This is a genomic window from Chryseobacterium sp. WG23 (assembly GCF_024586575.1).
In the GTDB taxonomy this organism is placed as follows: Bacteria; Bacteroidota; Bacteroidia; order Flavobacteriales; family Weeksellaceae; genus Chryseobacterium.
In genome coordinates this window covers 121,558-134,767 of the sequence record NZ_JALCZE010000010.1, presented here as the reverse complement: position 1 = coordinate 134,767, position 13,210 = coordinate 121,558, and the positions used below count along the sequence as shown (strand labels likewise).

13 protein-coding genes and 3 tRNA genes are annotated in these 13,210 nt (G+C 35.8%); 10 read left to right on the top strand and 6 right to left on the bottom strand.

Going from position 1 to position 13,210, the window contains the following annotated elements:
- Positions 1-10: 10 nt before the first annotated feature.
- A complete protein-coding gene (locus MP477_RS16195; protein ID WP_257191197.1) occupies positions 11-778 on the top strand; it encodes an RNA methyltransferase in 768 nt (255 codons plus the stop codon).
- Between the two features lie 144 nt (positions 779-922).
- Here the strand turns inward: MP477_RS16195 and MP477_RS16190 are convergent, their stop codons facing one another.
- Positions 923-1,249, bottom strand: coding sequence for a hypothetical protein (locus MP477_RS16190; RefSeq protein ID WP_230034033.1), 327 nt, complete (start codon positions 1,247-1,249; stop codon positions 923-925).
- A gap of 183 nt (positions 1,250-1,432) precedes the next feature.
- Here MP477_RS16190 and MP477_RS16185 point away from each other — a divergent pair, with 183 nt between their 5' ends.
- Entirely contained in the window at positions 1,433-2,614 is a 1,182-nt protein-coding gene (locus MP477_RS16185; RefSeq protein WP_230034032.1) for a hypothetical protein, read from the top strand.
- On the top strand, positions 2,598-3,179 hold the full coding sequence (locus tag MP477_RS16180) for a hypothetical protein (protein ID WP_257191196.1): 582 nt from the start codon (positions 2,598-2,600) through the stop codon (positions 3,177-3,179). Before MP477_RS16185 ends, MP477_RS16180 begins: the two co-directional genes overlap by 17 nt.
- Here MP477_RS16180 and MP477_RS16175 read toward each other — a convergent pair.
- Both MP477_RS16175 and MP477_RS16170 read right to left on the bottom strand, forming a co-directional pair.
- A complete protein-coding gene (locus MP477_RS16175; protein ID WP_257191195.1) occupies positions 3,128-3,703 on the bottom strand; it encodes a 5-formyltetrahydrofolate cyclo-ligase in 576 nt (191 codons plus the stop codon). The two genes, MP477_RS16180 and MP477_RS16175, sit on opposite strands and share 52 nt — an antisense overlap.
- Before the next feature lie 5 nt (positions 3,704-3,708).
- On the bottom strand, positions 3,709-5,079 hold the full coding sequence (locus MP477_RS16170; protein ID WP_257191194.1) for a rhodanese-related sulfurtransferase: 1,371 nt from the start codon (positions 5,077-5,079) through the stop codon (positions 3,709-3,711).
- 393 nt (positions 5,080-5,472) lie between these two features.
- Here MP477_RS16170 and MP477_RS16165 point away from each other — a divergent pair, with 393 nt between their 5' ends.
- Positions 5,473-7,005 carry a trypsin-like peptidase domain-containing protein gene (locus tag MP477_RS16165; protein ID WP_230034028.1) on the top strand — a complete coding sequence of 511 codons (1,533 nt, stop codon included), beginning with the start codon at positions 5,473-5,475 and terminating at the stop codon, positions 7,003-7,005.
- Between the two features lie 66 nt (positions 7,006-7,071).
- Here the strand turns inward: MP477_RS16165 and MP477_RS16160 are convergent, their stop codons facing one another.
- The 3 genes from MP477_RS16160 to MP477_RS16150 all read right to left on the bottom strand — a co-directional run bounded on the left by MP477_RS16160 (position 7,072) and on the right by MP477_RS16150 (position 10,636).
- The gene (locus tag MP477_RS16160) at positions 7,072-7,527 is read right to left on the bottom strand and encodes a hypothetical protein (protein WP_230034026.1); all 456 of its coding nucleotides are present in this window, start codon (positions 7,525-7,527) and stop codon (positions 7,072-7,074) included.
- The gene (locus MP477_RS16155; protein WP_047491629.1) at positions 7,527-7,907 is read right to left on the bottom strand and encodes a RidA family protein; all 381 of its coding nucleotides are present in this window, start codon (positions 7,905-7,907) and stop codon (positions 7,527-7,529) included. Before MP477_RS16155 ends, MP477_RS16160 begins: the two co-directional genes overlap by 1 nt.
- Before the next feature lie 143 nt (positions 7,908-8,050).
- Complete coding sequence (locus MP477_RS16150; RefSeq protein ID WP_230034024.1) at positions 8,051-10,636, bottom strand: putative LPS assembly protein LptD; 2,586 nt, start codon at positions 10,634-10,636, stop codon at positions 8,051-8,053.
- A gap of 53 nt (positions 10,637-10,689) precedes the next feature.
- Between MP477_RS16150 and MP477_RS16145 the strand changes: the two genes are divergently transcribed.
- The 6 genes from MP477_RS16145 (at position 10,690) to MP477_RS16120 (ending at position 12,980) form a co-directional block, all read left to right on the top strand.
- On the top strand, positions 10,690-11,976 hold the full coding sequence (locus MP477_RS16145; RefSeq protein WP_230034022.1) for an N-acetylmuramoyl-L-alanine amidase: 1,287 nt from the start codon (positions 10,690-10,692) through the stop codon (positions 11,974-11,976).
- A 56-nt stretch (positions 11,977-12,032) separates the two neighbouring features.
- Positions 12,033-12,107, top strand: a tRNA-Glu gene (locus tag MP477_RS16140).
- Between the two features lie 11 nt (positions 12,108-12,118).
- A complete protein-coding gene (locus MP477_RS16135) occupies positions 12,119-12,439 on the top strand; it encodes a hypothetical protein (protein ID WP_230034020.1) in 321 nt (106 codons plus the stop codon).
- Between the two features lie 67 nt (positions 12,440-12,506).
- Positions 12,507-12,761 carry a 30S ribosomal protein S20 gene (rpsT, locus tag MP477_RS16130; RefSeq protein WP_047491303.1) on the top strand — a complete coding sequence of 85 codons (255 nt, stop codon included), beginning with the start codon at positions 12,507-12,509 and terminating at the stop codon, positions 12,759-12,761.
- 10 nt (positions 12,762-12,771) lie between these two features.
- Positions 12,772-12,843: transfer RNA gene (locus MP477_RS16125), tRNA-Glu, on the top strand.
- Between the two features lie 65 nt (positions 12,844-12,908).
- A tRNA-Glu gene (locus MP477_RS16120) sits at positions 12,909-12,980 on the top strand.
- The last annotated feature ends 230 nt before the right edge of the window (positions 12,981-13,210 follow it).

Sequence of the window (13,210 nt, the reverse complement as noted above, 5' to 3'; positions counted from 1 at the left end):
ATTTTGCACTATGTTGATAGAAAGTTTTCAGAACGATAAAGTAAAAAACGTCACTAAGCTCCTTACTGACAATAGATTCCGTAAAAAATCCAATGTATTTGTTGTAGAGGGACAGCAGGAAAATGAAAGAGCTGTACACTATCATTTCGAGCCTTTAGAATATTTTATTTGTGAAAATATCTTTAAAGGAAAAACACCTGATGGAAAGATCTACTACGTCAGTGAGAAAGTATATGAAAAAATAGCATACAGAGGAAGCTCTGAAGGGATTATCGGTATTTATCAGGCTAAAGAAGCACTTTTATCATCATTTGTTCCAAAAGAAAACGCTACGGTTATTATTGTTGAAGGTGTAGAAAAACCTGGAAACCTGGGAGCAATTTTAAGAAGCTGTGAGGCATTTGGAATTGATGCCCTTATTGTAGCAGACGGAAAAACAGATTTCTATAACCCCAATGTCATCAGATCCAGTGTAGGCTGCCTTTTTGGTATGGAAGTCTATCAGGCTGAAAATGAAGAAACACTGAAATTTCTTCAGCAAAACAAATTCAACATCTATACTACTCTGATGGATGAAAGTGCGGAAGATCTTTATAAAAAAGATTTCAAACAGCGATCTGCGGTATTGTTTGGTACTGAACATTCAGGATTGAGTGATTTCTGGATGGGAAAAGGACAGAACACCCTGATTCCAATGGCTGGAAGTATTGATTCTTTAAACCTGAGCAATGCGGTAGCCATCACCTGTTATGAATCATTGAAACAGAAAAAAGGATAAAAGATTTACGCTATAAGTAATTCCGTATATTTTATATTCTGAAGTTGCTTTACCTTTGGGTTTACAATGACAGATTAAAACAAGACATAAAAAAACCGTTTCACTGGGTGAAACGGTTCTTTTATTGTTAAGCTTATGCTAGAATTATTTCTTAGCAGCATCTTTAGCAGCATCAGCAGCACCTTTAGCAGCATCAGCAGCTCCTTTAGCAGCGTCAGCAGCTCCTTTAGCAGCATCTTTAGCAACTTCAGCACCAGCAGCAGTAGTAGCAGCAGCAGCATCTTTAGTAGCATCTACAGCAGTAGTAGCAGCAGAATCAACAACTTTAGCAGCAGAATCAACTACAACAGCAGCTGAATCAGCAGTTACAGCAGCTGAATCAGTAGTACCTTCAGTAGCAGTAGCTTCAGTTTTTTTACAAGCAACTAGAGAGATTGCAGCGATAGCAGCTACGAATAATGACTTTTTCATAATAAATTAAATTTAATTTTGTTAATATTGTTTTATAAAATTTTCTTCTGTTCTGTTATTTGAACAAGACAAAGGTATAGCAGATAGAAAACTTGTTTATGAAAAATAATTGTAATAACTTTGTAAAATAGTTTTACAAAAAAACATAACTGATAATCAACAATTTAATTATTATTTTAAAAATTGGCAGATTTAGATTTATTACACTTTGAACAGTTAAAAAAGGATGTTCAGGGTCAATACTTAAAAGAATATACCCCTTCTCATGATGATATTTCAAAATGGAAGGGTATAGATATTATATATTTCCAGGAAGACCTGCGGAAAAAAGCCAAAGGCAACATCAGTGAAAAGTCATTTTACACTTACTTTAAAACTTCACCGGTTACAAAATTACCCAGAATTGACATGCTCAATTTGCTGAGCATTTATGCGGGTTACGACTCTTGGTATGAATTCAAAAAGCAACATCTTTTTGCTGGAGAATTACTGCAGGAAATTGAAAATCTGGAGGACGAAGAACTTAAAGAATTGGAAAAAACTGTTCAAATAGCTCCGGAACTCCCAAAAACTGAAATTCCTGTCCAAAAAACAGAAATTAAGACACCTGAAACTACTGATTTACAAAAAACAAATACTGACAATCAATCAGTTAATAAAATAACAACTATTTCTCAGGAACAGGTTCAATCACCAGATGTTCCCAAGAAAAATTTCTTCAAAAAAAATGCATGGGCACTTATCACTTCAGTATTGATAACAATAACGGGGGTGCTAGGCTTCAAGGATGTACTTTTTTCAAAAACTTATAAATATTGTTTTATTGACAAGGACCGCAGTGTGAATGTGATTAATACATTAGACATTATGGTGATTAAAGAAAATGAGTCTCCAATTATGTATAAAATAAAACCTGGCGACTGTTTTTTATATTCAACAAAGGATAAGAACCTGAAAATGCGGATCAGTGCTCCATTCTATGAACCTCTGGATGTTAACAGAAATCTTGAAAATGCACCCGAAGAGGAAAAAATAGAGCTAAAGCCCGATGATTATAAAATGGCTGCTTATTATTTTTCTATTAAAGATATTAAAGGCGGAAACCCCGAAGAGCAGGTAGCACTCATTAAGCAAAAAAGAAATCAGTTAGAAAACCTGATCAGCAGTAATGCGGTGATATATCAGGTATACGACAACGATACTTATGGTATAGAAAGACTGGACAAACAAAAATACATTACCCTGGTGACCACTCCCACTACTTCATTGAAAAACCTGAATGTTATAGAAATGAAAAAGGACAACAACGGTAAGATTATATCTATTAAATTTAAAATCGCATCCACAGATGAAAAAAATAAATAATTTTTTAATTTTTGCAGTGCTTTTTTTAGCAGTTATAGCCTGTAACAATAAAAAAACAGAAGTAAGCGATCTCGATAAGCTTCGAAACAGCAACAATGCCAAAAGTTATCCTGCCGTACAGATGGACAGCATGCAGGCTATCAATTCAATCACAAAACAAAAAGTTCAGGAGCTAATGGATCTGTCTACTCTCTATTTGTCAGGAAACAGAAATACGGAAATAGACACGGTGATCTATTCCCAGATGCAAAGTTATTTCCACAAGCCGGATTCTTTAACTTTTAAGAGGTTATTCAGGGAACTGGACAGCATGAAGGTAAGATCAATTAAAGTGAATAACCTCAGTGTTTATAAAGAATTTTATAAAAAGGATACCCTGGATTATGCCAAATTCAATGTAGAATACTTCGACAGTAAGAATAAATCTTTAGGGAATTTTGAAAAGAATGCACAGTATATCCTGCTATCAACACCTAAGCTAAAAAAAGAGTTTAAATTTTATTTCCTGGATTTTTATTCTAAACCGCTTAAGAAAGACAGCACCTCTGTAGGAGTTACCAAATAGTCTAAGGGAATATCATTTTCCCACACGTCATCAATATATTCATCGGGGTCAAAGTAATTGACTCCGATTTTTTTTGATTCTTTGCATGCACTTTCAAAAAAAGCATCATAGAATCCTTTGCCATAGCCTACTCTATTCCCCTTTTTATCACAATACAGTAAGGGAGCAATAACATAATCAAAACAGATTTCTCCGGAATCTTCATTGGAAACCGGCTCAGCAATCCCCCAGGCACTGGTTTCAAAAGCAGTATCTTTAAAAATTTCGACACTGATCAATTGATCACCTATTACTTTAGGCACATAAACATGTATATTCTGCTCTAAAAAATACTGGATGAAGATTTGGGTATCTATCTCATTAAACTTCTCAATTGGAATGAAAACATGTACTTTCTGGCCTTCATAAGGAGTAAAGAAGTTTAAAAACTGAGCCAGTATTTTTTCGGATAACAAGAAAGCCTCATCACGGGACAAGGCTTTTCTTTTTTGCATATATTTTTTTCTAAGATCTGCTTTCAGCATAATGATTATGCATTTTCAGAAGGTTGTACTATTTTATATAATTTGTCAGACAAACGAACTCTAAATGGAATTTCAAAAGTGATCTGATCTCCTTTTTTAGCCGTTTCACAAGGACCTCCATTGGCATAAATTTCTGTAATGGTAAGTTCCTGCTCTCCCGTGGTAGGTCCCGAAATTAATATTCTATCGCCTACGGAAAGTTCTTTATTCTCTATTAAAAACTGACCGATTTTTGATTTTGAATAATAATGCTCTGCTTTTCCAACCTGTACTTTTTTTACCGTAATTTTCTGACGGATATTTTTTGTTTCCGCTTTTGCTAAAGGTTTATGGGGCAGATCACCTGATTTTTTAAACTTCAGGGCGTCCGATTTTCCTTTTCTGAAAACCTTATTTCCTACCTGTAACCCTTTTCTTAACTTCACTTGCTCTTCCAAAGGTAGATGTATGGTTTCCAAGCATTCTGTAGAGCAACAATTTTCCATAGCAGCTTTACAGTCGTCACATTGAATAAACAATAAATGACAGGCATCATTAGAGCAGTTCGTATGGTTGTCACAAGGCTTACCACATTGGTGACACTGCGAAATAATATCGTCTGTAATTCGTTCTCCTAAACGGTGGTCAAATACAAAGTTTTTACCAATGAATTTACTTTTTATACCTTCTTCTTTAATCTGGCGGGTATATTCAATGATTCCGCCTTCTAATTGGAAAACATTTTTAAAACCCTGATGCTTGAAGTAAGCACTGGCTTTTTCGCAACGGATTCCACCGGTACAGTACATCAACAGTTTTTTATCTTCTTTAAAATCCTGTAACTGTTCGTTGATAATGGGCAAACTTTCTCTGAAATTTTCTACGTCCGGAGTAATTGCCCCTTCAAAGTGCCCAACTTCACTTTCGTAATGATTTCTGAAATCCACTACAATAGTGTCGGGATCTTCAAGCAGATCATTGAATTCCTGTGCTTTCAGGTGAATTCCTTTATTGGTAACATCAAAAGTAGCATCATTCAAACCATCAGCTACAATTTTATGTCTGACTTTTATGGTTAATTTTAAAAAAGAATGGTTATCCTGATCTACTGCTACATTTAATCGAATTCCCCTCATGAAATCATAGACTTCCAGCGTGTCCCGAAAAGCCTCAAATTGATCCGCGGGAACGCTCATCTGAGCATTAATTCCTTCATGGGCAACATAAATACGGCCAAGGGCATCAAGGGCATTCCAGGCTATAAACAGTTCGTCGCGAAATTTTTTGGGATCTTCAATGTTGGCATACGCATAGAAAGACAGTGTAAGACGATCCTTACCAGCTTCATCAATAAGTTGAGCTCTTTCTTCTGCGCTTAAGGTGTTATACAGTTGCATGCTATAAACGTTTTAAGTGAGAAAAATATTTTTGCAAAGATAATCATTTTTCAATAAAGTGTATGACCAGTGAGAACCAGACCTCTAAATGCTGAATAAGAAATTTCAGACAAATGGATACTGAAGATCTTTTTTAAATAAAAATATTGTATCTTAAAAAGGCATTATTTTTTCCGGACAGGTTACAAAATGTCACATTTTTTCTTTAATAATTTTTTAAGTTTTGTTAATAGAACGCCGAAGATTATGACATAATATATAAAATGACATAATACCCGTTAAATTTTAGTTAAAATTGAAACATAGCATACTAATTGCTTACTTATTTAACATTAAATTTGTTTACTCAAAAACAAAAAAAGGAAATTAATTAATAAACAAGAAAGATATACAATGAAGAGTACTTTAAAAAAACTATTACCATTTGCAGTAGTAGGAGTTGTCTCCGGTGCTACTACCGTTGGAGCAATACAATATTTTGGACATAACTCCAACAACGGAGATCAATCTTATTTCACTACATCAGCCCCTAACACTACATTTGCAGGGATGAACACTGGCGCAGTGGGAGATGACTTCGTAAAAGCAGCTAAAACAACTGTTCCAGCTGTAGTCACTATTAAAAATTATCAAAGCAGAACTTCCAGCAGAGCTTCAGAGCAGGATCTGTTTGACTTTTTCTTTGGAGATCCATTCGGAGGCGGAGGAAGAGGCCAGCAAAGACAGAAGCAGCAGGTTCCGGACAATATGCCTTCAGGAATGGGATCCGGTGTGATCATTTCTCCGGACGGTTATATTATTTCAAACAATCACGTAGTGGCAGGTGCTAACAAACTTGAAGTGGTATTAAGCAACAAGAAATCATATATAGCCACTTTAATAGGAACCGATCCCAATACAGATATTTCTTTATTAAAGATCGAAGAGAAAGGACTTCCTTACTTAAACTTTGCCAATTCAGATAATATAGATGTAGGACAATGGGTGCTTGCTGTAGGAAATCCACTGGGATTAAACTCTACCGTAACAGCAGGTATTGTTTCTGCTAAAGGAAGAGGAATCGGTATTTTAGGAAGCCAGGGTAAAGCAGCCAATCCTATTGAAAGCTTTATTCAGACCGATGCTGCCATTAACCCGGGAAACTCTGGAGGAGCGTTGGTCAATACCAATGGAGAACTGATTGGTATCAACTCAGCAATTCAGTCTACAACAGGGTATTATCAGGGATACGGATTTGCTGTACCGGCTAATCTTGCCAGAAAAATTGTTGAGGACATCAAAAAATTCGGAATTGTTCAGAGAGGATTCTTAGGAGTTCAGTCTTTAGACCTTTCCAATGACCAGCAGGTTTTATTGTATAATAAGCAAAACAAAACGGATCTGAAGGCAGGTGCCGGAGTGTATGTTACAGGATTTGGAGATAACAGCGGCGCAGAGAATGCAGGGCTGAAAAAGGGTGACATTATTACTAAAATAGATAATTATGCCATTACAGATTTTGCTGATCTTTCTATGTCTATTGGAAGCAAACGTCCTGGTGATAAAGTTCAGGTAACCTACATAAGAAATGGTAAAGAAAACACCAGTATGGTAACCCTTAGAGATCAAAAAGGAGGAACATCAACAAGAACCAAGGCAGATCTTAGTGTAACTGAAAAAATAGGTGCTGAATTCCAAAGCATTGATGAAAGAACGAAAGCATATTATGGCTTAAATAGTGGAGTGATTGCTAAAAATGTTTTAGAAGGAAGCGAAATGGCTAAAGCAGGAATTGTGGACGGTTATATCGTTACAGAAATCAATGGTAAGCCTGTAAATTCACAGAAAGATGTGGAAAGTTTACTAAATAAGTTCTCAGGAACTATACAGATAAAATATATGGACGACTACGGAAGAAATTACCAAAGAGGATTCAAAATGCCATAATGGAAAAAGACAATAGTCTTTTCATATCAACAAAAACGCTGCAGAAATCTGCAGCGTTTTTTTATTTTATTTGGGTTTATTCATTTTCTCAGCAATCTTTTTTTTCTTGTTCCGTTCATAAATTACTTCTACAATCTTACCGCCAATCCAGGAAAACGGAAAAAAAGTAAGAAAGATAGAAATCTTATAAAAGGTAGGATGATAAGGGAATATAATAATATCCAACATCGCTATAAACAGCATAATAAAGCCTATAAGGATAGCATAAGCCACTTTGGCATATTTAACAATGATTGCTGTTGCAACACCGCCTATGGTAGTTCCCAATCCGGAAACAAACAACAGGAATCCAAAGAAAGCCTTATCATCTTTCATGCTGAAAAGGAATCTTTGCCAATGCTCAAACGGAGCAAAAGCTTCAAAAGTAACCCATTGCGGAAAAGCTCTTATACCAAGAGTAATAATAAGCCCGGTTATCCCCAGACCTACCAACACCGCAATTGTATTTCTTATAAAATTCATTAATCCTGATGTGCAATCATAGAAATTTCAATATCCACATTTTTAGGCAGACAAGAAACCTGTACCGTTTCTCGTGCCGGGAAGCTTTCTGCATCTAAATAAGAAGCATAAATATCATTCATTACAGCAAAATCATCCATATTCTTAAGGAAGATTGTAGCCTTTACAACATTTTTGAAAGTCATTCCTGCTTCAGTAAGAATAGCTTCCAGGTTCTTCATTACCTGATGAGTTTCTTTTTCAATTCCCTCTACCAATTTACCAGTTGCAGGATCTACAGGAATCTGTCCGGAGATATATAATACTCCGTTTGCCATATTGGCTTGTGAATAAGGTCCGATTGCTGCAGGTGCATTAACTGTGTTTATTATTTGTTTCATAAGTGGATATTTATTTTTTTTAGATCATATTGCAATCACCATCTGCTGTATGTACTTGATTGAAAATTCTGTCAACAGCGATTTCATTAGAATATATTTTGGTTGCAAATATAAAATTTATATTCTCAAATGCCAATCTGATATTAGAAAGGTGCATTGGGCTGAGTAAAACTTCTGTCTTTATACTTCAGAGCATCGCTTAAGATATTGGCTTTTATCCCAATAAAGAAGTCGTATACCTTATACTGTCCGAAAGGAACCCAGTTAAAGTTAATGGTAAAACTTCGCTGATCCCTTGAGAATCCTATTCTCGTATACGCCAGTTCTTTAGTGACCATATCATAATGCGTGCTTCCATTGATATTCCAGTAAGGTGTCAGCTTAATACTACCGTCCAATCCTATGGATGCAATTTTACTTCCAAACCTGCTGAGACCTTTTGAATAAGCATAGTTTGCATTGACATTCAAAGTCCATGCCTGATCGAAATGAGCATAATTATCGTCATCAAAATAATAGTTTTCATTTCGGACTTCTCCTTTCGAGGAATATTTTTTACCATAATCAGTTTTCTCACCAAAAATTTCACTGCTTAGAGGATAAGACAATTGGATATTGAAGCCCTGTACACTAAAATGTCCGAATTCTTCTGTTCTGATCCCTGTGTCCTGCCCCGGAATAAATGCAATTCTATACGGATCAAGGGTAAGGCTTGTATTGACGGTAAGTTTACTGTTGAAGAAAGAAGACTGCCCGTTGATTGAAAGGATGGACCATGGGTGATCTTTAGCAGCAAAGTTATAGCTTCCTGAAAGATTTAAGGATTCAAAAATCTTAAGTTTTTTTACTCCTGTGGAATCTTTCTTAGACTTTACTTTCATCTCAATATTGTTCCCCACATTAAATCCTAAAGCTCCTACCAATCCGCTGGACGGGCTTCCTACAATTCCTTTTTCAAAGATAGAATAAGGAGTAATGGCCCCGGTTGCGTTATAATAGTTTTTGTAATATCCAAAGTTTGGACTTGAGAAATCCGGAGAATAGGTAAACCCGATACTTGGGGTCATCATATGCCTGATGGCTTCAACAGAAGATCCTTTTTTAAACTTAAGCATTCCGTACAGTGTTGTCTGAAGACTCGCAGTAGTAGAGAATGTAGAATATCCTGCAAGATTTTTGTCAATCTCATCTACTGTAACATTTTTTACAGGATCATAGTATCTGTTCAATGTTTTTGTTGTCAATGCATTGTCAATATTTGCACTTAAGCTGAATGTAAAATATTTTGCCAAAGTGGTATTTGTTGCCAGTGCGATATTGTTTTTAAGTCCTGTCTGCATTTTGTCCCACATTTCCTTCTTAAAGAGCTCATTCTCCTGTGTGTTCACAAAGTTTGTAAGGTTAAACCCTGTGTTTACCGTAATGTTTTCAAGAAGTCCCTGTCTTACTCCTGTTTTAGATTTAAATAAATAAAACTGGTTTATGGCAACGTTCATCTGCGGAAGACGGAGATCTGCCAGCCCTGTCGCAAAGTTTTGGGAATAAGATGCCGTTCCGGTGATGGTTACCGGAAGTTTCAGAAATCTCTTGGTAAGCGTTACCGTGGAGTTCTGCTGTGTATTCAATACATTTTGGTTAAAAATATAGTTGTTATTCAGCGGATTATTATAAAACTTTGTACTTACAATATCCACAGATGCACTAAAGGTGAGAAAAGGATTAGATTTTGCATCCTGCGAATGGGTCCAGTTGATTCTATAGGTACTATTCCTGTTATAATCATCCAGTCCTTTAATTCCTCTTACCATAGTTCCGATATCTGCATTAAAGCTACCTGAATACCTGTACTTCTTCTGATAATTCATCTGCGGACGCAGGTTCCAACTTCCTTTTGTATACACGTCGGCAAGCACTTTAAGGTCAAAATGTTCTCCAATAGGCTGATAATACCCAATTCCATTAAGGAAAAATCCTACATCCTCTCTTTCTCCAAAACTCGGGATCAAAATACCGGCTGCTCTTTTATCTGAAAACGGAAGAATGGCAAAAGGCATAATAAGAGGCGTAGGAACCCGCTCAATGTACATTTGAATCGGACCTGTCACAATCTGCGACTTGTTCTTTGTTTTAATCAGTTTGATATTGGAAGCGCGCATAAAGTAGTCTGCCGCAGTATCTTTTTTCTTAATAAAATAATCATCGGTAGTATAATCTGCTCTTTTCATTGCAAACACAGAGTCATTATACTTTTTTGTTTTTTGAGCTATGATTACCCCTTCGCTTTCCTCTGTTCTGGCATTGTAGGCAATAGCCTGTTTGGTTTTGGTATTATAGCTGAATTCGTTGGTTTCATACTTTTTCCCAGCCTGCGTAGTAATTACGGGTTCAATAATTTTTCCTAAAGAGTCTTGTTTTCCGCGGGCATAAATCAGATTTTTATTATCATCTATTGAAATATAATCTGCATCAATCTGCATATCCTGATATACTACCTGGGCATTTTTATTTAAAAAAGTCATCTTTTTAGGGATGTCTCTTCTCTGATCTTCTGCTTTTGTGCGGAGAATATCATCTAAAGATTCTTTTTTTACAACTATGGTATCCTTTTTGGAAATAGTATCATTAACCACATTTTTAGGCAATTTTTCGGGCGTTTCTTGTGCTAAAAAATTGTTAAAAATTAGGATAATTAAAATTTGTAATATATTTTTGAAGACGGTTTTGGCCAATTTTATTCTATATAATTAAGGCCCAAAATTAATATAATTTTTATAACTGTAAGATGCACAAACAAAATTTTAAAATAATTTTATCATTTCTCCTTATTCTAATCAGTAACCTTATTTTTGCTCAAAAGAAGCTTACAATCGTTCTGGATGCGGGACACGGAGGAAGTGATCATGGGGCAAACAGGTCCTATTCTGACATTGGAAGAGTCGCAGAAAAAGATGTTACCCTTGCCATTACCTTAAGATTAGGCGCAATGCTTGAAAAAAACAGAGATTTCAAAGTAATCTACACCCGTAAAATTGATGAATACCCATCTTTATCGGACAGGACTAATCTTGCCAACAGAAGCAAGGCCGATTTATTTGTGTCTATTCACTGTAATTCTTCACAGAGACCTACCGCTTACGGTACAGAAACTTATGTACAGGGACCTAACCAAAACAACGAAAACCTTGAAGTTGCCAAAAGGGAAAACGATGTGATTTTTCTTGATGAGAAAGATAAGCAGATCTTCGGCTCTTATAACGCTGATTCTCCGGAGTCTTTAATTGCGTTAAAACTTCAGCAGAGTAAATATCTGGAATCCAGTCTTCTTTTAGGAGGATTGGTGGAAGACAACTTTGTGAATAAAGACAAAAGATCTTCAAGAGGGGTTTTCCAGAAAAACCTTCACGTTCTGCGTATGAACGCTATGCCTTCTGTACTGATAGAAACCGGATTTATCAATCATCCGGAAGAAAGCCACTATATAGCTTCTGAAAAGGGGCAGGCTGAAATTGCAGAAAGTATTTACAATGCTATTATTGATTATAAAAAAGCAATCGACAGAAAAAGCGGAGGTACGTTCACCATTAAAAAGCAGGAACCTGAAAAACCGGCAGAAACACCGTTGAAAAATGATTTCAGGATATTACTGATGAGCTCTCCTACCAAATACAATGAGGGAGATCCTGCAATGAAAGGATTGGGTTATATTCTTACCATTAAAGAAAATGGCCAGTACAAATACTATTATGCAGTCACTAATATGGCTTCTGTGAAAGACATTAATCTGAAGTCTGCCAAGGATGCAGGATTTAGAAATGCCTTTGCTGTAGGGTTCATGCCTAACCAAAAAATAAGCATGGGATACTATACCATAGAGCTGTATGCCGGCGATAAACTGAACGGAAATTCTTATATTCTTCAGAACCTTAAAGATGTGGAAAGACAGAAAGACAATGGTGTTTTCTACTATACCTATGGAAAAGTAGCTACTTTGGAGGAAGCAGTGAAACTTCAGAAAGAACTTGAGAACAAAGGAATTAAGAATACAGTGATACAAAAAGTGTATAAATAGTTAAAAATAATTTTGAAGTTAAAAAGTTAATCGTTACTTTTGCAACCTCAAAATTTGGCCTATTCGTCTAGTGGTTAGGACTCAAGATTTTCATTCTTGCAACAGGGGTTCGATTCCCCTATAGGCTACCAAATTTGATATCATGCCGGATTTAAAAATACAAGAAGCGAAATTGCTTTTTAATAAAATCCACTCTAACCCAAAAAGTTATGATTTACAAATCTATGAAGACGGGATTACAGGCAGGGATGATAAAATAAGTTTCAGGCTTTACAGGACAGGAGAAAGGGTTGCTTTTGAAGTAACAATAGATGAACTTACTTTCACCAATACTACTGGGGAATGGAACAACGCGATGATTATGTTGGGAAACACAATCAAAAAAATAGAAAAGGAACAAGAAAATTTAAAAATAGAACAAGCAATAAATAAACTTAAAAAGTACCTTTCGGAAGAAAATTAAAAAATTCAGAAAATAAATTTGGTAGTTTAAAAAAAAGTTTATAGTTTTGCACTCACATTTGAACGATATGGCAAATCATAAATCAGCACTAAAGAGAATTAGACAAAACGAAACTAGAAAACTTCGTAACAGATATTACCACAAGACCGCTAGAACAGCGCTTAAAAGCTTGAGAAATGAAGAGAATAAAGCTGCTGCAACGGAACAACTGCCAAAGGTTATCGCTTTATTGGATAAATTAGCTAAGAAAAATATTATCCACAAAAACAAAGCGGCTAACTTGAAAAGCAAATTGACAAAGCACGTTAATAAGTTAGCGTAATAATATAGTAGGCCCGTTCGTCTATCGGTTAGGACCTCAGATTTTCATTCTGGTAAGAGGGGTTCGATTCCCCTACGGGCTACAAACTAAGAGTTGATACTTATAAAAACAAAAGCTAACACGTTACTTTGGTAATGGAAGATAGAGGGCCCGTTCGTCTATCGGTTAGGACCTCAGATTTTCATTCTGGTAAGAGGGGTTCGATTCCCCTACGGGCTACAAAGAGAAGACTTATATTATATGAAGTCTTCTCTTTTTTGTTGTCATCATTCTTTATTTTCATATTGCAGTGCCGGCTGAAAACCATTTACATAAAGCCTCGTGCAGGATTATTTTAGATCTGGTGCAAAAGGTGGGGGATTTACTATAAATTTACATCCATACAGTTTCTTTTGATGCAAATTTCTATTTTTAATACGCTTGATTTTAAGTGAGCCGAGAATGAATCG

Excerpts from the sequence above, each read along its gene's own strand:
- rpsT (WP_047491303.1), top strand. The coding sequence starts at position 12,507 with ATGGCAAATCATAAATCAGCACTAAAGAGAATTAGACAAAACGAAACT.
- MP477_RS16155 (WP_047491629.1), bottom strand. The coding sequence starts at position 7,907 with ATGAAACAAATAATAAACACAGTTAATGCACCTGCAGCAATCGGACCT.
- MP477_RS16160 (WP_230034026.1), bottom strand. The coding sequence starts at position 7,527 with ATGAATTTTATAAGAAATACAATTGCGGTGTTGGTAGGTCTGGGGATA.
- MP477_RS16135 (WP_230034020.1), top strand. The coding sequence starts at position 12,119 with ATGCCGGATTTAAAAATACAAGAAGCGAAATTGCTTTTTAATAAAATC.
- MP477_RS16175 (WP_257191195.1), bottom strand. The coding sequence starts at position 3,703 with ATGCTGAAAGCAGATCTTAGAAAAAAATATATGCAAAAAAGAAAAGCC.
- MP477_RS16195 (WP_257191197.1), top strand. The coding sequence starts at position 11 with ATGTTGATAGAAAGTTTTCAGAACGATAAAGTAAAAAACGTCACTAAG.
- MP477_RS16170 (WP_257191194.1), bottom strand. The coding sequence starts at position 5,079 with ATGCAACTGTATAACACCTTAAGCGCAGAAGAAAGAGCTCAACTTATT.
- MP477_RS16145 (WP_230034022.1), top strand. The coding sequence starts at position 10,690 with ATGCACAAACAAAATTTTAAAATAATTTTATCATTTCTCCTTATTCTA.
- MP477_RS16190 (WP_230034033.1), bottom strand. The coding sequence starts at position 1,249 with ATGAAAAAGTCATTATTCGTAGCTGCTATCGCTGCAATCTCTCTAGTT.
- MP477_RS16165 (WP_230034028.1), top strand. The coding sequence starts at position 5,473 with ATGAAGAGTACTTTAAAAAAACTATTACCATTTGCAGTAGTAGGAGTT.
- MP477_RS16180 (WP_257191196.1), top strand. The coding sequence starts at position 2,598 with ATGAAAAAAATAAATAATTTTTTAATTTTTGCAGTGCTTTTTTTAGCA.